The sequence below is a fragment of the Aquimarina sp. genome (assembly GCF_977115655.1).
Genome location: NZ_CDSBKO010000063.1, coordinates 13,308 through 32,409 on the forward strand (window position 1 = coordinate 13,308; position 19,102 = coordinate 32,409).

The following is a 19,102-nucleotide window of genomic DNA, read 5'->3' on the forward strand; positions in this document are numbered from 1 at the left end:
TTGTAATTAAATAACCTGTTTGTTTAAACAGAATATTTTTTATTCATAAGCCAACCTGCGTACTCCTATATGAAGCATAACTACACTTTATTTACTACAATAAACAAGATAAGATATACCCTTTGTGTTTTATTAGTACTATGGCCGTGTATTGCTATTGCCCAAGTCTTTCCGGTAAATGTCACTCCGCAAGTTATACCGCCATATAGTTTAAAACTGTCAGAATATAGCACTTCTGTATCCGATAAGATTATTCTTAATTTATTACTAACCGATATTACAGAATCTAATCGGCAAGTTAATTTAAAATTCTTTGTAGAAAATAATGCAGGATTATCTATACAAAGTACAGATGTGGTTATTGGTGCAAATCCTATTTTTTTAGATGGTGGAGTACCATTAAGATTATCTAATTTGGATTTACAAGCCTATTTTGAATTTCAAAATTTAAGAGGAATTAGTCCTCAGCAATATAGTGTTCCTCTACCAGAGGGGTTGTATCGTTTTTGTTTTGAAGTATATGATGCAAAATCAGGGCAACAAATCTCTCGTAAAAGTTGTACTGCAGTATATCTGGTTCTTAATGATCCTCCGTTTTTAAACTTACCCAATCGCGGGGAGCAGGTATTGATGCGGGATCCTCAAAATATTATTTTTCAATGGACCCCAAGACATTTAAATGCTACCAATGTAGAGTATGAATTTACCTTGGCAGAACTTTGGGATAACCAAATGGATCCTCAAGCAGCATTTTTGGCTAGTCGTCCTTTATACCAAACCAATACTTTTGCGACTACTTTATTATATGGACCGGGAGAAACCCCTTTACTACCGGATAAAACCTATGGTTGGCGAGTACGCGCCATGGTAAGTGATGGTATAAGTGAAACTTCTATATTTAAAAACAATGGGTATAGCGAGATTTATTATTTTACCTATACAGGTAGTTGTGCAGAACCAGAGTACATATTAGCAGAATCTAAAAATACAACTACAGAAAAGATTCTTTGGCAAGGAGTAGGCCATTTGCGTTATAATGTACAATACCGAAAAAAAGATGCAGAAAATGCCGTATGGTTTGATGGTGGTACCATAAATGAGTATACTACAGTGTATAACCTAGAGCCAGGAACAACTTATGAATTTAGAGTAGGAGGGCAGTGTTTAGATAACGGACCATATACCTATTCACAGATTTATGAATTTACGACAACATTAACTCCTGATGAAGAGTCTACCTATAATTGCGGTATAACTCCAGAAATTATAATAACAAACCAAGATCCATTATCACAATTAGTAGTAAACGAAACATTTACAGCAGGAGATTTTCCGGTAACGGTAAAAGAAGTCGAAGGAGCAAACGGATCTTTTTCAGGATGGGGATACATTATAGTACCTTATTTACAAGACACTAAACTTAAAGTAAGTTTTAATAATATTAGAATTAATAGTGATTACCAGCTATTAGATGGAATAGTAGTAACCGATTATGATGAGAATTGGGGAGGAGTGGATGATATTAGTAATGAAATTGATGCGGTTATTGATCTCACCGAAGGTATTTTGGATGTTTTGGAAGATATAGTTGATAAAATTAGAGAAGGAAAATTAACAGGACAAAATTTAGAAGGGGTTTTAAATGAAATTAAAGGAGATATACCCGAAGATGAATTAAAAGAGCTTTTAGAAGACAAGGATAAATTAAAAGATTTAGAAGCACAATTAGCAGAGGCAGAAACAGAAGAAGAAAAGAAAAAAATACAAGATCAGATAGATGCTTTACATAATGAAATAGCAGACAAATTAGAGGATGTTAAAGATAAAATATCAGATTTAATAATTAAAGCAATAGAAAAATATTACAGACAAAATAAATCTCAAGAATCGAACTTGGTAAGCTCGTATGATGCAGTATATAATTTTAGTTCATCTACCACAACAGAAGGAACATCGCAAGAAGATATTATAGAAGAAGGGTTCGAATTCGAGGAAGAAATAGAAATAAGTACTATTCCTGAAGAGGTTATACAGGTTTTTGATGTACAGGAAAAATATCATTTATATTTCTTTTCTAAATCCATAGCCGAAAACAAAAAAGACAAAGAAACCGTAAGGAATTTTATAGACAAAGCTCTAGAAACAGAAATTGACCTGCCAAAAATAATGAAACAATCCCAGGATCAGGGAGATTCTGAAGATAATACGATTAACCTGTTGGTTGAGGCTGTAGAAAAAGCCTTAAAAGGACTTATAGACAAGTATAAATATAATTATTTGGAAAAATAGAATGATATGCAGGTACAAGAAAACAGAGAGTATGAATTACCCAATAATTTAAAACTTATTATTTACGGTAAAAAATCAAAATATAAACATCCCCAAAATGCTGCATTGTATTATGGCGATCAAACTTTAAAATGTTGGATAGAAGCACCTTGTTTTAAATCTGAAAAGATGATACATGGTATAAAAAATGAAGAATATTCCACACCACAAAGAGACGTATGGATAATCCATCCGCATAAAGATAAAGTAAAGAACTTTTGGGGAAAACTTATAGAAGAAAAACCACAACAAGGCTTTTTAGAAAGTTATACCAAAATGAAAATCATAGAAAGTAAAGAATATGCAGAAATTATGATCTCAGACGGGGGAGTGTATTTTGAATTTCAATACTTCGATTTAGAAACCTGCCAGTTTATAAAAACGGCAAACTGGGGAGGAAGGTTTTAAAGTAAGATTAAAAAAACTATGATATATAAAAAACATAATATGTACATAAAATATGTAAAAATAATTTTTAAGTTTTTATGCACAATAGTATTCTTTTTAGGAGTGCAGGAAATTGTTTTTGCAAATGATAAAGAACCATCTACCAGAAAGGTGGACTTTAAAACTATAGAAGAAGTAAATATTGGTATAGCCAATCAACTAGAATTTCTGATAAACTATAATAAGAAAAATGAAGCAGAAAACAAAAATACCAAGAATTGGTATGTGTATGTTGTAGGAGACGATACATTTAATACCAACCTTTTTTCAGGATATTTAGAAAACCAATTAGATCTAACAGATTTAGGGGCAGAAAATAGCCCTTTAGATATTCAGCAACTGAATACTAAATTAAATGAGGTAAACGATAAATTATCAAAAGAGAAAAAACCATTAATTTATTATGGGGTATCAAACCGTACAAAAGCCATTATAGCGCCTTTTTTTCCGTTTAGGGATAAATATAAAGTATCCTCTGCAACTACCGAAGAATTAAAAGAATATTATAACAAAGTATTCGATGACTCTACAGAAAACCAAAATGTAGCAGCATCAGAGACATACAAAACATTAGAAGAGTTTTTTAAAAAAGATGGAGAATCAGATCAAAAAAGTAGTGCGCTAATTAGAAAAACGCTTAGTAACGCAGGTTCAGGTGCCATAGCACTATCCCGATATTACTTTGCAATTTTAAAAGGAAAAAAAGGAGATAGAGCAAACAAAGCAAATGTTTCTTGGTGGTCTTTTTCACATTATCTAAAAGGAAAAGACGTTCCTAAAATAGACGTGGATTTACTAAAAGCCCATCAAGCAAATTTGTCCAGTACCAGCGGGGATAATAACCATAAGCGAATAAATACATGGTATAATTATTTATCCGGGGCAGATCTGCCAGAATCTCAATTCTTGCAAGAGATTTTAGATGGCATGTTCAATAATAGCAAATGCGCAGGTTTAAGTGATACCGAAGGTAAAAGTCAGAAAGATAAGTTTATAGCAGCAGTTACTCCTACAAATCCCGATATAGATAAAATTATTTCTACAACCAGGACACTTTGTTCAGATGTTTTAAAAGATATAGATTACTCTTATATTATAAAAGCAATTAAGAGTATTGCAAAAGAGAGTATAAATGAAAAAAGAGAAGCTGTAGTATTATATCTTTTATATAATATAAAGAGTAAAGATTATACTAGCTTGTTTACAGATTTTAAGGCCAATGAAAATGCTTTATTAAGGACTCTATTGCAAGAAATGGATGATAGATCTATTAATCCATATGATAAAGATAATTATACCTCTTTTTTAGGATCCTTATTATACATAGGTCATCAGAACCAAGGAGAATATTTTAAAAAAGAAAGAGGGTATCTTTTACAAACTTTCTTAATAGCACAAAAAGATTTTAATTGGGACAAGGCTCCTATAGGAAAAGCAATTACCAAAGTATTAAGTTTTAATATAGACGCGGGGGATGAGGAATTTGAAAAATTCTTGGTAGACAATGAATATAAAGAATTATTAAATATTCTTCAATTTCTTACTTGGGATGTGATAGCTCACGAACAACAAAATCTTAGAGATATAGGAGATGCATTAGGTGAGTTTTTTGCAGCACGAGGTAATCAAAAAGTATATGTAGAGTTATTAGAAATAGCTTTTAATAATAAACAAGTAGATTTTTTCGTGGATCCAATTAGACGTCTACGCGTAGCAGAGCTTGTTTTTAGAATGTTTGGTTATGTACCTCAAGAATCTTCAGAAATCTACGCATATTTTACTAAAGAAGAAGATGGAGAAAAGCTTAAAAATTTAAAGTTAATCATAGAAAAAACAGCAACAAAAGATTATGAACTTTATGCTAATGTGTTTTATGAAGGTTTAACAAAAATCCTAGATGCCGAAAATGATATTAATACTCGTATAGAACTTGCTAAATGGGCAATAGATAATGATTCTGGTTTTGATAGAGCTCATGAAAACTTAGTAGTTAATATTTTTAAAAATATTAAAAACAAGGAAGATCGACAAACAGTATATAATTTTTTGACCTATAAAGGAGGTGTTCTTGGTACTGGTGAGAAGAACTACGAATATTTTAATAAGATAAGTGCAAAAGGGGTTTTAAGTGGCTATGATAAGCAAATTGATTTCATCAATTATTATATAAGTTTAATACTCGAAGGGTTTGGAGATGTAAATGATCGTATTTCTATTATAAAACATGCTGTAGAAGAAGGAGATGACTGGAGCTGGTTTTGGTATTCAGATACAGAAGATGTTATATCTTATATGTTTAATGGTTTAACACCAGGAGATGCAGAGTCAATTGTAACTGCTTTAAAAGGAAATGGGGATTATAAGTTATTCAAAGAAATTTGGGATATTTTACAAAGTAAAAACTGGTGGGCGGCTATAGATCAGGATAATCAACGGTTTGCAAATTTTGTTATCAACTTATCCAAAATATTAGAACTTTCTAAAGAAGAGATTGGGTGGGAGAAATCTAAGTATGAAAAACATTTTGATGCAGAACAAAACTATTTAACAGCATCTCCTAGTAAAATAGACAAAATTAAGACCAACTATTTGCCAATGGCAAGAGCTAATTTTTTTGGCTTTACAGATGGCGAGAACAGATATGTATTAGATGCAGAGGTAAATCCTGAAGATTCTAAATTAATTAACATCAATTTAGAAGTCGGAGGTAAAGAAATAATGAATAAATCCTTTGATCCTTTTGAGTATGTTTTTGTAGAATTTGTAGAAGACACAAAAATAAATCCTCAAGTATCTTTTTCTAAAGGAGATATTATAGCAGTGCCGGCATTTTATGTTGCTTGGATGGATGGTAACATAGGGGCACAACAAAATTCTGTTGCAGCAAGAGTTACTATGGATGGTATAGTTGTCGTCGCTTCTGCAATAGTCATTTATGGCTCTGCAGGGACGCTAACACCTGTAGTTATGGCTGCTACTGCAGAAATATTCTTTGCAGGAACAGATGCAGCTATCGCCATTTATAAAGAAGAAATGGGAGAAGCCTTGGGGACTGATTTTGTACATACCCTCGAGATGGCCAATATGATTTATGGCTTAGCAAATTTGCCCGTTGCTTTAAAAAACTTACCACAAGGCTTAGTGAAGCTTAAAACTAAAGCAGGTAAAATACTTAACTATGGGAGAGGAACAGTTCTGGGAGCAGGAGAAAAAATAGCAAGTATAACAATCGATACCAAAACTTTTATAACGAAGTTACCTTCAATTTTAACAGAGCTAAAAAACAATCCTGTTGCAAGGGCACAGCTATTTAAACAGGTATCGGATTTAGAAAGTAGTTTACGAATAAAATTAGCCGGACTGGGAACTAATGCTTCAGAAAAATTCAAAAGTATTTATGATACATCAAGAAGTATGGCTATCCAGTTTTATCTGGATAAAGCCCCAGAAGCATTTAAAACCATAATTAACGGCTTACCAAGTGCTACGTTACAACAGGCTATCGTAAATAAACTATTGGTATATTCTTTTGATGGAAAAACTATTTTTAAACTTTCTCCAGATGGTATTTTACAGGATATAAAACTATTTAGGAATGCCGAAAATTATAACGATATAGCTGGTAGTTTTAAAATTACGGTAAAAGTAAAAGGGAAAACGTATCAAGAAAATATCGAGGTAGTTAAAAATTATAGAGGAGACCCTATATTTCGTCCTAAATTTGAAGAAGGTTTTGTAAGAAAGGGAGATTTAATAAATGATCTTCATGTTCGTAGCGGTAATAGTCCACCCTATATGGATGGGACAGATGTAACGGATTTTACGATACAAAAAGGAGAAACTTTTTATGTAGTAGAGTACGCAGACAGAGCCGGGCAACCGGTTCCCGGGGGATTTGGCTCTAATAAGCCTATTACCAGTATAGAAGAGTTACGAAATGAACTTGCCGTATTAGAGAGCTGGAAAAATCCTGCTGAAAATGGAGGTGTGGTATTGCGGGAGTATGAAGCTATACAGCCTATACAAACCCGTAGTGGTACTATTGGTCCACAAACAGAAGTGACTGGCGTAAATGCAGGGCAAAAGTACCCGGGAGGAGGCCACCAATATGAGTTTGTAGAGAACTGGAGAGCTGTTGATGATTGGAAAACCTATATGAAGGAGGTAAAAACCACGAAGATCAATAACGCTGGGGGTAGTTTGCTGGCAAAGATTGATGATCTTGGTTTAAATACATTAACTAAGAAACTAGATGATTTAGGAGATGCAACTAAAACTAAATTCTTAGATGATTTTGCAGATGCTTCTGATGATGCTTTAAAGTCTTTAGATGATAACTCTGGGTTGGTCGATTATTGGAAGTCTAATGCAGAGTTTATAAAAAATAAAAAGTATCCTAATGTTGGTCATAAGTCTTGGGATGACACCAAACAAGCAATACTAAATAATGGCAATTCATCAGAAAATAAAATATTAGATGCAATTGAAAATGCAGCTCAACCAAGTAACTCTCAGAAAGTAATGGCAGGAGCATATTCTTCTGATTTACCGAATAATGCGGTTGTGATTAAGTATAATAATAAGAACTTTGACATAAATACTTTAGAGCCTGAATTAAAGCAACATCTAGGATATTTAAAACTGATAAAGGACGATTTTGATAAAGGAGGTAAGTTATATAATAAGTTATATTCAAATGTTCCGTTACAAAAAATAGAAAATGCGGCTAGCCCTGGGATTCATGCAGAAGTAATTGCAACAAATGAAATAATAAAGCAGCTAAAACAAGCTGGCAAGTTTAAATCAATTCAAGATTTAAATAAAATTCAAGTTTTAGTAAAGGGTAAACTTAGTTCAATTAAGAACATGCAAAGATGTCCTCATTGTTTTCATATTCTTGATGGTGTTAAAATGATTGGAAATCAATAATGAAAAAAAGAATCGATATTAATAATCAGAGTTTTTTATTGCAGTATGATGAATATGAGGAAACTAAGATTTGGAGAGTTTTTGATTCTATAGATTTTATTTCTGGATATTCTATTGATATTGAAATTGATCTAGAAAATTTTGAAGAGAAATTGGCTTTACGTAGTATAAAAGACTTTTTAAAATACCTTCTTGAAAATAAAAAAGAGGTTGAAGAGCATGTAAAAAAATGTCAAGAAATTTTAATTTATTTTATCCGTAAGGTATGGCAGAGCCATGAGAATAATGATTTTAACGATGTTTCTTTCATTCCTACAGGTATTAATTTTAAAGATGTCAAAAAGGGCATTTTATCAAGTGAATATAAATTTGATATTTTCTTTTTTCCCATCGATAAATCTAAACAAGAAGAGATAGGAGATGTTACGTGGAAAGCTTCGTTTACTAATAACCAATTAATAAGTATCGGTAGAGAGATTTAATAATCATATTTTCTCAGAAACAGTTGATAGCTTTGAATTGGTTTTTAAATTATATCATTCCAACTACCTAGAATGTTATGATCCCTATGGTAATTATATCGTCAAAATAGATAATAGGTTAATCACAGGAGTTCGCAGGGAACAGATTTAAACTATTTGTTCTCTGCATCTTTGGTCAGCTAATTTTAAGATCGTAGGTATTCTAAACTCACCATGCATATTTAAAATAAGAGAACTGGCTTCTTGTAGATCAATACCCATAGCGGTAACATAAAGTGGTTTTTTACTCTCACCTCTAAAGACTTCTCTTTTTAGCGTATTAAGTGTAAAGAAATTATTTTTAGCTACACCAATTACAGGGGTTTTACCTTTAAGTTCGTTAAAAAGGTAGCCACCAAGTCCTAATTTTTTATCATCTGATAAGACTACATAACCATCAATCACTAAAATATCCTTATCAGGATTAATCGGAGGGAGTTTAGCAATAATACTCAATAAACAAGGGAGTTCCCGTTTATAAAAAGCACCACTTTCGTACTCTTTCACTTCATTTATGATATCAAAAAGTTCAAAATCAGGTTCAGAAGCATCCCAATTTTCAATACCAACTACAGCAGTTTTGGCATAATCATTACCATAAAACGTATCAAAACAATAAATCATGAATACGCCTGTCGAGTTTTAGCATCCCTGATATAGGTATCAATAAGATCAAAAAGCGTTTTTCTTTTGCTTTCTTCGAGGAGTTCAAGGTCTTGTATTCGTTGTAGCGTTTTTTTGTCAAAGGATGCGTTTTGTCCTTCTCCTACAAGATAATCTAGACTTACTTCAAAAACATCCGCAATTTTTTTAGCTACCTCAATAGAGGGTATGGCATCATCACGCTCATATTTACCTACCATTACCTGAGAAATATCTGTTTTACTTGCTAAGTCGTTCTGTGACCAGTTTTTAGACTTCCTAAGCTCGGTAATAATCTTTCCTATTTTCATAACTACAAGATGCTTTATATAACAAAAGTTATCGTTTAAAACAAAAATAGATAATTATAAGATATAAATAAAGGCAATAGTTTTTGGTTAATTGAAAACAAAAAGATATTTTTGTTTCTAATAGTTTTAAAAAATATTTTTTCAACAATTTTTAAAATCATAAAAAGTATGTCCAAAAACACCTCACGTCACTTACGCATTAGCGGTAAACATCGCTCTGGCAATTATAAAGCTGTTCCCGAACTGAGATTATCGGGTAATTGGTTTAAAAAGCTAGGTTTTGATATAGGTAAAACGGTACGTATCACTACTAGAGAGAATTTATTAATCATAGAGCCTGTAGTAGATGGAGATAGCCGAGATTAAGCAGCAATTATCGATAGTAGCAGTGCTACAACACTACAATATCAAGACAAACAAAAACGGACAATGTCCGTGTCCGTTCCACGAGGATAAAACGCCAAGTCTAAAGATCTACCCAGAAACCAATACTTACCATTGTTTTGGTTGTGGCAAGACAGGAGATACCATACAATTTATACAGGACAAGCAAGGCTTGACCAAGCATCAAGCCATTATAAAAGCCAAGGGGTTGATAGACGTAATTGGACATACGATTGCCCCTGCAAAGCCTTCCCAACCCCAAACTTCCACAGTTTACGGGAAGGCTTTTAAAAAATTGCAACAATCCCTGCACCGTAGTAAAAAAGCAATCACATACCTACAGGACAGAAATATCTATGATCTAGAGTTAGAAGTGGGCTACAAACCACAAGGATCTACTACAGAAATCAAAGGGATGAATAATTGTATTGTTTTTCCTTTAAAAAACGATAAAGGGGAAATCGTATCCTTATATGGCAGGTCGATAGCATCGACAGGCAATAATAAGCATTACTATACAGCAGCTCGACAAGGTTTATATCCCCAATACCCTACTACAGCTACTAAAAATCTTATTTTAACTGAATCTGTTATTGATGCGACTACACTACTCGAATATACTGATTATGAAGTACTAGCTTTATACGGAGTCAATGGGCTTACATCAGAACACACGGAGTCCGTGAGCCAATTACCTTCATTGAAGGAATTAATATTTTTCCTAGATGGCGATACCGCAGGTCGCAATGCTACAGATAAATACGCCAACCAACTCCACGAACTACTCCCAAATATTACCATTAGTAGAGTAGACACTCCCGATGATGAAGATGTAAATAGCTTAGTACAATCGCACGAACCCGAAATACTAAACCACCTGATCGAAGAAAGAAAAGTACTTTTTTCTTTAACTGATCAGGTAGCACCTGCAGGCAATAATGAAATTAAACTGAATACAGAAAACCCTGATTATCTTACTTTAATTGATGGAGTTCTAAAAATCACCGTATTAGGCGGTATCAATCTCATCACAGCTGATAAGCTAAAGGTAACCTTACGCATCGAGCGAACCGACCCTTCGACAGGCTCAGGGCTGGCAAACCCATTATACCACATAAGACAAAGCAATCTAGATTTATACAACGATGAGCAGTTAGAAAAATTTATCCGCAAAGTAGCCGAACGACTAGAACTAGGCACGCGAGAAGTACAACATACTTTATACACTTTAATCGGAGAACTAGAACACTACCGCATACAACAAATGCAAGTCAATGCTCCCGAGGTAGTCAGTAAAAGAGAACTTACTCCAGAGCGTAAACAAAAAGCCATTATCTTCTTAAAATCCCCAAACCTATTACAAAGGACAAATGATCTTATCGGTAAAAGTGGCGTAATCGGCGAAGAAAACAACCGCTTGTTGATGTATCTAGTATTTACATCAAGATTAAGAGAACAGCCCTTGCATATCATCAGCTTGGGAGCATCAGGAACAGGAAAAACATACCTGCAGGAAAAGATTAGCCAACTCATCCCCGAGCAGCACAAACTAGAAATCACGGCATTATCCGAAAATGCTTTATACTACTTTGATCGTACAGAACTCAAAAATAAATTAGTACTGATCGAGGATCTAGACGGAGCGCAAGACGATAAGATCCTGTATGCCATTAGAGAGTTAATGAGTAAAAAAAGTATCAGTAAAACCATCCCGATCAAAGATGCCAAAGGCAATCTAAAAACCATTACCCTAAAAGTAGAAGGGCCAATCACTTTAGCAGGCACAACGACCAAAGAAAAGATATACGAAGACAATGCCAACCGTAGTTTACTGATTTATCTGGATAACTCAAAAGATCACAAGATGGCCATTATGAATTACCAACAATCTTTATCTGCAGGACTGGTCAATAAACAAGAAGAACAGTCATCGACTGAGTTTTTAAAGGATGTACAATCTATGTTAGAACCTGTCAAAGTTCGTAACCCTTACGCTACCAAACTTAACATCCCGGATACTGTTTTTAAACCCCTAAGGACCAATACACATTACCTATCCTTTATAGAAACCGTCACTTTCTACTGCCAGTGGCAGAGACAGAAAAAACAAGACCCCAATACAGGAACGTACTTTATAGAAACCACTTTAGAAGATATTGCAGCAGCTAATGGTTTACTCAAAGAAGTGTTACTAGCAAAAAGCGATGAACTGACCAAAGCTTGCAGGAACTTCTTAGAAGTGCTTAAAGTACATTTAAAAAAGGAAGAAAAACAAAGCTTTTACAGTAATGAAGTTCGTAAAACCATGCGTATCAACCCCAAAACATTAAGCAGGTATTTATACGACTTACAACGCTATAATTTTTTACGAATCATTGGTGGTACAAAATCAAGAGGATACGAATATGAATTGCTCCATGAGCAGGAATACGAAACCTTGCAAAACACTATAGAAAATGCACTGGATAAAGCTTTTAAGGCAATCCAAACATCAAAAAGCACTACCTCAGTACCTCAGTAGTACCTCAGTAGGGTTAGTGAGGTACTTAACTATCAAAAAACCAGATAATTAACCATGTACCTCAGTAAAAACCCCAAAATGCAAGGCACCCCTGTTGAGATAGAAAATAAATTAAAGAGCTTTAAGCAATGGTTACTCAGGTTAGGCTATGCCGAAAGTACCACAGCAACCTACACAAAATTATTACATAACTTTTTTCTTTATCTGAAGGGGGAGTCCCCCAGCCAAAAATATATCCAAGATTTTAATACCTACTTACACCAAACTAAAATCAGTAGAACCTATATCCAAGCCCATATTACTGCTATTAAAAGATACAGTACCTATTTAGAAAAAACACAAGGCGAAAAACTAATGATCGGAGAGATTATCATTGATAGGGCATTGAAAACAGAACGAACGATATTTACCCCTGCAGAAATACAATCACTTTTTGAAGTCATAGAACATACTCCACAAGGCTTTTTTGATAAAACAATGCTGAGTATCTATTATGGTTGTGGATTACGCAGTAAAGAAGGAATATGCTTAAAGCCTAAAGATATTGACTATGCCAAAGGATTATTGTATGTAAAACCCTCTAAAAATTATCAAAGTAGATATGTTCCTATGTCTCAGCAAATCATTAGAGATTTAACTGAATATCAATTGTACGCCAGGGAAATCATTAATCCCGAAAGTCCGTATCTGTTGCCAGGAATATTAGGAGATAAAACCAACGGACAATACTTAAACAGACGTTTAAGACTGCTCTTAGAAAAAGCAGGAATACTCAAAGTAGCTACCCTTCATAGTCTACGTCATAGCATTGCTACACATCTATTACAACAAGGTATGGAACTAGAAGCTATCAGTCAGTTTTTAGGACATCGTAGCTTGGAAGCTACCCAAATCTATGTAAGAATGAACCACGAACTTTTTATTTTAAATGAAGATGAAAAAATTTAAGGAGAAACTGATCAAGAAAGGATATACCGATAAAACGATCAAAGATTTTTTAATGAGAGTAACCCTTTTTGACCACTGGCTAGAGACGAATAGTTTAACCTATAACACCTTTACTTACCATAGGTTGTTAACATATATTGGGGAATTACAAGAGCAAGGCAAATCCAAAAACAGTATCAATACCACCCTTAGGACTTTAGAATATTACTACAATTACCTAAAATTGCCTAATGTAGCCTTAAACGTTCGACAACGAGGTGTGCAAATAGAACAAGCTTTATTACTTACAGAGGAGGAACTAAGTTCCATTTATAGTAATTACCAAGAACCTCTAACAAAAGGCTACTTCCGTTATTCCAATAAATTACTATTAAGTTTACTGATCTATCAAGCAATTGATAAACCAGAACTCTACCGATTAGAATTAAAGGATATCAACTTAGAAAAAGGTACGATTTATATTGCTGCAGGGAGTAGAAGAAAAAACAGTAGAATTGTACATTTAGAAGCTCATCAGATCATCCCATTACACGAATACATCAGCAAATACAGAACAATCAATCATCCTTTACAAACAGAAAACCCTAAAGAAAGCAGTAAGTTATTTAGTCCTAACTGTGATAAAGAACATCGGTTAAACGACCAGTTAAAAATCTTGATTACTACTATGAAATCACAAAATCCTGAAATCAATATCCTACGATTATCACAGCTTAGGCAATCCAGAATAGGGATATGGATAAAACAATATGGGCTTAGAAAAGCACAATATCTAAGTGGTTACAAAGCTATTAATGCCGTAGAGAGATACAAAGGCATGGATATGCAGGATTTAACCCTGCAAATAGAAAAGTACCATCCGTTACAATAAATAATCAAACTTGATATCACAAATTGTGATATCAAGTTCTTAGATTTGCAATAACTTAAAAATTATGAGTGATATAACTATCCCAGACGAAGTAGTAATTAGTAAAATTTATTACATCAGAGATCAAAAAGTAATGTTAGATAGCGATTTAGCAGATCTTTATGAAGTTGAAACAAGAGTTTTAAATCAACAAGTGAAAAGGAATATGGATAGGTTTCCTGATGATTTTATGTTCCAACTTACCGATGTTGAATGGGAAATCTTAAAGTCGCAAAATGAGTCCTCAAGTTGGGGTGGTAGAAGAAAACTACCTTATGTTTTTACTGAACATGGTGTGCTGATGCTATCAAGCGTTTTAAACAGTAAAAAATCTATTGCTGTTAACATCCAAATAATGAGGGTATTCACTAAGCTTCGAGAAATGCTAACAGATAACCTTAATCTAAAATTAGAAATAGAGCAGATTAAGAAAAAGCTCACAAACCAAAGTAAGAATATAGAATTAGTCTTTGATTATTTAGATGAACTCACTAAAAAAGTAGAAACTACTGACGAAGTTACCGAAAGAAATAAAATCGGCTTCAAGAAATAGCCAAGTGATAGCCCTCTCGGGCAGTGTTAAAGTAGCACAAGCTACTCCCTTTGGTCGAGTGCTTGTTAGCTGTCAAAGGTGTTCCTTCGTCACGCCACAAGCTATTTTTTGTTGTTCCACAAATGCAGAAAAAGCATTTGCTGCACACCGCTCCAACTTGTCTCGCCTTCGGTCGTCAGTTTACGCTACAAACAAATAGCCTTGCTCTGTTCCTCTTTCACCCGCAGCTACTTTTTTGCTTAAAAACGATAAGGTACGCTATCGCTGTGATAAAAATTAAGCAAAACCGCTGCTTCATGGGCTCCGCCGCTAGTCGCAGCCTAGCCGATTTTTTATAAAAGAGGCTTATTGAAAGAAAAAGGTTTATAAAAAATCGTCTGGCGCATCCCTTCGTTACACTCCCGGTCTACGTCGGCTGCTCCTCTACGCTTCGGCTTCGCCTTTTGTCTTGCGTTCGGCACGCAGCCATCTCAATCGGCGATGCCTATGATTATCATTAAAGCTGAAGGTCAGCCACAACAGCCATTGCGCACTTCAGCTTTAATCATAATCGTTTACTCGAAACGGTAAACTATTTTAATGAAAGACGGAATGCGCCTGCTGATGCGGATGGACTTCCGTTTTTTATTAAAATACTAGGCTAAGCGCCGAATGAGCGACACACAAACTTACTCAAAAAACAGCTTGTTAGAAGTCAAATCATCAATGGTAGCAGTCGGTGCGGGGCTGTTTTACATAAATACTGTTATAGCCTGTAACGTAGTGGAGCGGGTATAATAATAATTATGTAACCCAGCTTTGGCGTCCGCGGCTGGCTTTAGAAGTAGGATTTTTAATTATCTTTATCCTTGTGAAGCAGTTTTTAAACATACTCATTTTCCTTGTACTAACGGTTTTTAGTGCTCAGCAAATAGGCGCAAATAGTGCTTTTGTTTTAACTGAAAATAGTTACAGTAGTGTAAAGGATATCAATAATGCAGGGGGTGATGTCTTTAAGCATATTGATTTAGTAAAAGCAGAGCAAAGATATGCTAGGAGTTACGAACGGTCTGGTCAATATGGATTTGATTTGAGCTTAGATAATATCTTAAGAAAATATGGAGAGAAAGGAAAAAAACTTGTTTTAGATGTAGAGAAAGAAGTAGATGAAATACTATCTAAACTACCACCGAGTCAAAATAAAGTTAAAGGAGATCCTGTATTATCAGGTATTATTGATACAAAAAGAGGTTCGGGTGAAATATTTTTCGGTAGAAATTTAAAAAACAAAGCAGAAGTAGATGAGTTTATAAAAAATGCGCATCCTTTTATTAGAGAACGTTATTTATTACATGTGAATAAATTAGAAAAAGGATTGGTAAAAGCACCTATAGATGATATTAAAAGAGCTGGTACAACTTATAATGGAGAAACTTTTGAAAGTTTTTTAGTGCACTCAGAGGTTGTTGCTTTAGATAAAGCTATTAAAGCAAGAGGTGGTGTTTTTAAAGAAGCTGATCTACAAGATTTTTTACTGCATAACAGACAGTTATTTAAAGGTAAAAAAGGAGTTCCTCCTCGTTGTGTGAATTGTTGGCATCAAACAGATGGATTAAAGGTTATTGGCAATGATTAGTAGAAGTTCATTTGAATACTATGATATTTTAAATTCTTGGATGTATTTATCTTATTCAATTAGCCAAGAACAATATGATATTATTGATTATAAAGAGTTGTCTGATTTAATTAATTTTTCTGAGAAAAACTTTGAAATTTTAGAATCTTTATCTCAAGAAAGTATTTTAAAATATGCTAAAGAAATAGAGTTTTTTTCAGATGAAGAATTTGAAGATCTTGAATTTGAGTACATTGATACTGTTTTTAATGTGAAAAATGGAAAATTAGTAAGTTTTACAAGAACATATTCAGTAAGTGAGAATGAAGAAACAACAAAAATATTTTGGAAAGATGTTTATGGTGTTTGGAAAGTTACATTTAAGGGTTGTGATATTATTAAAGTAGTAAGAGAAAATTCCTAGAGTTATATTTAGACACTTCGTGGCTTAGTGCCTATATTTACAAAATATGTCCTGAATTAATAAATACTTCTACCTAACGTATCGACGTATTTTAGGATCGTTGGTATTCTAAACTTACCATGCATGTTAAAAATAAGTGAACTGGCGTCTTGTAAATCAATACCCATAGCGGTAACATAAAGCGGTTTTTTACTCTCGCCCCTAAAGACTTCTTTTTTTAGTTTATTGAGTGTAAAGAAATTATTTTTGGCTACACCAATTACAGGTGTTTTATCTTTAAGTTCGTTAAAAAGGTAGCCACCAAGTCCTAATTTTTTATCATCTGATAAGACTACATAACCATCAATCACTAAAATATCCTTATCAGGATTAATCGGAGGGAGTTTATCAATAATACTCAATAAACAAGGGAGTTCTCGTTTGTAAAAAGCACCACTTTCATATTCATTAACTTCTTGTATTGTATCAGAAAGCTCAAAATCTGGTTCAGAAGAATCCCATTTTTCAATACCAACTACCGCAGTTTTGGCGTAACCTTCGCCATAAAATGTGTCAAAACAATAAATCATGAATACGCCTGTCTAGTTTTAGCATCTCTGATATAGGTATCAATAAGATCAAAAAGCGTTTTTCTTTTGCTTTCTTCAAGAAGTTCAAGGTCTTGTATTCGTTGTAGTGTTTTTTTGTCAAAGGATGCGTTTTGTCCTTCTCCTACGAGGTAATCTAGACTAACCTCAAACGCATCTGCAATTTTTTTAGCTACCTCAATAGAGGGTATGGCATCATCACGCTCATATTTACCTACCATTACCTGAGAAATATCTGTTTTACTTGCTAAGTCGTTCTGTGACCAGTTTTTAGACTTCCTAAGCTCGGTAATAATCTTTCCTATTTTCATAACTACAAGATGCTTTATATAACAAAAGTTATCGTTTAAAACAAAAATAGATAATTATAAGATATAAATAAAGGCAATAGTTTTTGGTTAATTGAAAACAAAAAGATATTTTTGTTTCTAATAGTTTTAAAAAATATTTTTTCAACAATTTTTAAAATCATAAAAAGTATGTCCAAAAAAACAAATCGTCACTTACGAATCAGCAGCAAACATTTATCAACTTACAAATCCGTTCCCGAATTACGATTATCAGGCAATTGGTTTAAAAAACTAGGTTTTGATATCGGTACACAAGTACGAGTTACTACCAGAGATATTGGAAGCCTGATCTCATGATCGGGCTTTTTTATGAACCATAAGCAGCCCTAGCCTTAGAATCCCTAATGTAGGTATCAATAATATCAAAAAGCGTTTTTCTTTTGCTTTCTTCAAGGAGTTCAAGGTCTTGTATTCGTTGTAGTGTTTTTTTATCAAAAGATGCGTTTTGTCCTTCTCCTACAAGGCAATCTAAACTTACCTCAAAAGCATCAGCAATTTTTTTAGCTACCTCAATAGAAGGTATAGCATCATCTCGTTTATACTTACCCACCATTACCTGAGAAATATCTGTTTTACTTGCTAAGTCGTTCTGTGACCAGTTTTTAGACTTTCTGAGCTCAGTAATAATCTTTCCTATTTTCATAACTACAAGATGCTTTGTATAACAAAAATTGTCGGTTGTAGCAAAAATAGATAATTATAAGGCATAAATAAAGGCAATAGTTTTTGGTTGAATCAAAACAAAAAGATATTTTGTTTCCAATAGTTCTTAAAAATAATTTTTTTAACAATTTTTAAAATCATAAAAAGTATCTCCAAACACACTTCTCATCACTTACGTAGAACTTCAAAAAAATAACAGAAAAACTATTAGCTTCTTATCCAGATTTAAAATATCGACCTAGAATATTTGGGTACGATATTAAATTAGAAAGATAACAATTTGAATTATACCTTAATACTTTAGATGAAAAGAAATATTTTTTAGAGGTTACTTTTTTTAAACACTCGCACATAAAGTCTCCCGGCTTCGTGGAATAACCAAAAACAAAACGTGAAATAGTAGTGAAAAATAAAACATAAAAAAATGAAATAAAAGAAAGCAGTACTCAAAGCCTGGGGGCTTTACGGAACAATGTATGCATCTTTAAGAATCTGGATAATTCAAAGACAATAAAACCCTAGTATAAAGCTTAATATAATTAAACACTCTTTTTTTAAGGTGTTTTTTCTTTTGTATAACATGTATTTTTTTTTAGGCATTATAGACCTGTTGTTAAACTAAATTTTGTACAAGAAAACCATCAATTCTTTACGTCTTTTCTTTGTTAGTATCTTAAAATTTTGTTATTTCGCCGATTCAATTTGTTTGTTTCTAAGCGATTGAAATAGAGCGTGGTCAGGGGCATTTTAAGTAAATTACTAACGTACAACATTTGAGAAAACTACTACTAGTATTCTTTATAGTACCATTTATATCTATCGGTCAAACGTTAGACTATGAGTCTATAACCAAAAGCAAACCTTTTACAGTAAGTGGTCAGGTTTCCGCTAGTGGTATCTACTATAGCTCCAATCAAAATAAAAGCAGAGAGCCTTATACCTATTTTTTACAAGGCGCACTTAACATAAACATTTACAGTTTTTCCTTAC

17 protein-coding genes and 1 pseudogene are annotated in these 19,102 nt (G+C 33.4%); 13 read left to right on the top strand and 5 right to left on the bottom strand.

What is annotated here, in order from left to right:
• Positions 1 to 69: 69 nt before the first annotated feature.
• From ACZIYX_RS20055 to ACZIYX_RS20070, 4 genes are read left to right on the top strand one after another with little or no spacing between them, the layout of a single operon-like run.
• Complete coding sequence (locus ACZIYX_RS20055; RefSeq protein ID WP_462684040.1) at positions 70 to 2,289, top strand: hypothetical protein; 2,220 nt, start codon at positions 70 to 72, stop codon at positions 2,287 to 2,289.
• A 6-nt stretch (positions 2,290 to 2,295) separates the two neighbouring features.
• A complete protein-coding gene (locus tag ACZIYX_RS20060) occupies positions 2,296 to 2,736 on the top strand; it encodes a hypothetical protein (protein WP_462684041.1) in 441 nt (146 codons plus the stop codon).
• Between the two features lie 18 nt (positions 2,737 to 2,754).
• Positions 2,755 to 7,704, top strand: coding sequence for a hypothetical protein (locus ACZIYX_RS20065; protein ID WP_462684042.1), 4,950 nt, complete (start codon positions 2,755 to 2,757; stop codon positions 7,702 to 7,704).
• Positions 7,704 to 8,186, top strand: a complete 483-nt coding sequence (locus ACZIYX_RS20070) for a hypothetical protein (RefSeq protein WP_462684043.1) — start codon at positions 7,704 to 7,706, stop codon at positions 8,184 to 8,186. Before ACZIYX_RS20065 ends, ACZIYX_RS20070 begins: the two co-directional genes overlap by 1 nt.
• 147 nt (positions 8,187 to 8,333) lie before the next feature.
• Here the strand turns inward: ACZIYX_RS20070 and ACZIYX_RS20075 are convergent, their stop codons facing one another.
• Positions 8,334 to 8,849: an endonuclease V gene (locus tag ACZIYX_RS20075; RefSeq protein WP_462684044.1), complete on the bottom strand. Its 516-nt coding sequence runs from the start codon at positions 8,847 to 8,849 to the stop codon at positions 8,334 to 8,336.
• Positions 8,846 to 9,178, bottom strand: a complete 333-nt coding sequence (locus tag ACZIYX_RS20080) for a helix-turn-helix domain-containing protein (protein WP_462684045.1) — start codon at positions 9,176 to 9,178, stop codon at positions 8,846 to 8,848. The genes ACZIYX_RS20075 and ACZIYX_RS20080 overlap by 4 nt, the downstream gene beginning before the upstream one ends.
• A 168-nt stretch (positions 9,179 to 9,346) precedes the next feature.
• Here ACZIYX_RS20080 and ACZIYX_RS20085 point away from each other — a divergent pair, with 168 nt between their 5' ends.
• From ACZIYX_RS20085 to ACZIYX_RS20115, 7 genes are all read left to right on the top strand, one after another.
• Complete coding sequence (locus tag ACZIYX_RS20085; RefSeq protein WP_462684046.1) at positions 9,347 to 9,544, top strand: SymE family type I addiction module toxin; 198 nt, start codon at positions 9,347 to 9,349, stop codon at positions 9,542 to 9,544.
• Entirely contained in the window at positions 9,525 to 12,083 is a 2,559-nt protein-coding gene (locus ACZIYX_RS20090; protein ID WP_462684047.1) for a CHC2 zinc finger domain-containing protein, read from the top strand. Before ACZIYX_RS20085 ends, ACZIYX_RS20090 begins: the two co-directional genes overlap by 20 nt.
• 54 nt (positions 12,084 to 12,137) lie before the next feature.
• A complete protein-coding gene (locus ACZIYX_RS20095; protein ID WP_462684048.1) occupies positions 12,138 to 13,031 on the top strand; it encodes a tyrosine-type recombinase/integrase in 894 nt (297 codons plus the stop codon).
• A complete protein-coding gene (locus tag ACZIYX_RS20100) occupies positions 13,018 to 13,902 on the top strand; it encodes a site-specific integrase (RefSeq protein ID WP_462684049.1) in 885 nt (294 codons plus the stop codon). Before ACZIYX_RS20095 ends, ACZIYX_RS20100 begins: the two co-directional genes overlap by 14 nt.
• Before the next feature lie 64 nt (positions 13,903 to 13,966).
• Positions 13,967 to 14,494, top strand: a complete 528-nt coding sequence (locus ACZIYX_RS20105) for an ORF6N domain-containing protein (RefSeq protein WP_462684050.1) — start codon at positions 13,967 to 13,969, stop codon at positions 14,492 to 14,494.
• Between the two features lie 850 nt (positions 14,495 to 15,344).
• Positions 15,345 to 16,109 carry a hypothetical protein gene (locus ACZIYX_RS20110; RefSeq protein WP_462684051.1) on the top strand — a complete coding sequence of 255 codons (765 nt, stop codon included), beginning with the start codon at positions 15,345 to 15,347 and terminating at the stop codon, positions 16,107 to 16,109.
• Positions 16,102 to 16,512 carry a hypothetical protein gene (locus ACZIYX_RS20115; RefSeq protein WP_462684052.1) on the top strand — a complete coding sequence of 137 codons (411 nt, stop codon included), beginning with the start codon at positions 16,102 to 16,104 and terminating at the stop codon, positions 16,510 to 16,512. Before ACZIYX_RS20110 ends, ACZIYX_RS20115 begins: the two co-directional genes overlap by 8 nt.
• Before the next feature lie 56 nt (positions 16,513 to 16,568).
• Here the strand turns inward: ACZIYX_RS20115 and ACZIYX_RS20120 are convergent, their stop codons facing one another.
• Together ACZIYX_RS20120 and ACZIYX_RS20125 are read right to left on the bottom strand one after the other, a co-directional pair.
• The gene (locus ACZIYX_RS20120) at positions 16,569 to 17,081 is read right to left on the bottom strand and encodes an endonuclease V (RefSeq protein ID WP_462684053.1); all 513 of its coding nucleotides are present in this window, start codon (positions 17,079 to 17,081) and stop codon (positions 16,569 to 16,571) included.
• Positions 17,078 to 17,410 carry a helix-turn-helix domain-containing protein gene (locus ACZIYX_RS20125; RefSeq protein ID WP_462684054.1) on the bottom strand — a complete coding sequence of 111 codons (333 nt, stop codon included), beginning with the start codon at positions 17,408 to 17,410 and terminating at the stop codon, positions 17,078 to 17,080. The genes ACZIYX_RS20120 and ACZIYX_RS20125 overlap by 4 nt, the downstream gene beginning before the upstream one ends.
• A gap of 168 nt (positions 17,411 to 17,578) precedes the next feature.
• Between ACZIYX_RS20125 and ACZIYX_RS20130 the strand changes: the two genes are divergently transcribed.
• Positions 17,579 to 17,746 carry a SymE family type I addiction module toxin gene (locus ACZIYX_RS20130; RefSeq protein WP_462684055.1) on the top strand — a complete coding sequence of 56 codons (168 nt, stop codon included), beginning with the start codon at positions 17,579 to 17,581 and terminating at the stop codon, positions 17,744 to 17,746.
• Positions 17,747 to 17,756: 10 nt separating this feature from the next.
• Here the strand turns inward: ACZIYX_RS20130 and ACZIYX_RS20135 are convergent, their stop codons facing one another.
• Entirely contained in the window at positions 17,757 to 18,092 is a 336-nt protein-coding gene (locus ACZIYX_RS20135; RefSeq protein WP_462684056.1) for a helix-turn-helix domain-containing protein, read from the bottom strand.
• A gap of 793 nt (positions 18,093 to 18,885) precedes the next feature.
• Between ACZIYX_RS20135 and ACZIYX_RS20140 the strand changes: the two are divergent.
• Positions 18,886 to 19,102 (top strand): annotated as a pseudogene (locus ACZIYX_RS20140) (hypothetical protein); the annotation flags it as partial.

Coding starts and splice junctions, on each gene's coding strand:
- ACZIYX_RS20055 (WP_462684040.1), top strand. CDS start 70: ATGAAGCATAACTACACTTTATTTACTACAATAAACAAGATAAGATAT.
- ACZIYX_RS20060 (WP_462684041.1), top strand. CDS start 2,296: ATGCAGGTACAAGAAAACAGAGAGTATGAATTACCCAATAATTTAAAA.
- ACZIYX_RS20065 (WP_462684042.1), top strand. CDS start 2,755: ATGATATATAAAAAACATAATATGTACATAAAATATGTAAAAATAATT.
- ACZIYX_RS20070 (WP_462684043.1), top strand. CDS start 7,704: ATGAAAAAAAGAATCGATATTAATAATCAGAGTTTTTTATTGCAGTAT.
- ACZIYX_RS20075 (WP_462684044.1), bottom strand. CDS start 8,849: ATGATTTATTGTTTTGATACGTTTTATGGTAATGATTATGCCAAAACT.
- ACZIYX_RS20080 (WP_462684045.1), bottom strand. CDS start 9,178: ATGAAAATAGGAAAGATTATTACCGAGCTTAGGAAGTCTAAAAACTGG.
- ACZIYX_RS20085 (WP_462684046.1), top strand. CDS start 9,347: ATGTCCAAAAACACCTCACGTCACTTACGCATTAGCGGTAAACATCGC.
- ACZIYX_RS20090 (WP_462684047.1), top strand. CDS start 9,525: ATGGAGATAGCCGAGATTAAGCAGCAATTATCGATAGTAGCAGTGCTA.
- ACZIYX_RS20095 (WP_462684048.1), top strand. CDS start 12,138: ATGTACCTCAGTAAAAACCCCAAAATGCAAGGCACCCCTGTTGAGATA.
- ACZIYX_RS20100 (WP_462684049.1), top strand. CDS start 13,018: ATGAAAAAATTTAAGGAGAAACTGATCAAGAAAGGATATACCGATAAA.
- ACZIYX_RS20105 (WP_462684050.1), top strand. CDS start 13,967: ATGAGTGATATAACTATCCCAGACGAAGTAGTAATTAGTAAAATTTAT.
- ACZIYX_RS20115 (WP_462684052.1), top strand. CDS start 16,102: ATGATTAGTAGAAGTTCATTTGAATACTATGATATTTTAAATTCTTGG.
- ACZIYX_RS20120 (WP_462684053.1), bottom strand. CDS start 17,081: ATGATTTATTGTTTTGACACATTTTATGGCGAAGGTTACGCCAAAACT.
- ACZIYX_RS20125 (WP_462684054.1), bottom strand. CDS start 17,410: ATGAAAATAGGAAAGATTATTACCGAGCTTAGGAAGTCTAAAAACTGG.
- ACZIYX_RS20130 (WP_462684055.1), top strand. CDS start 17,579: ATGTCCAAAAAAACAAATCGTCACTTACGAATCAGCAGCAAACATTTA.
- ACZIYX_RS20135 (WP_462684056.1), bottom strand. CDS start 18,092: ATGAAAATAGGAAAGATTATTACTGAGCTCAGAAAGTCTAAAAACTGG.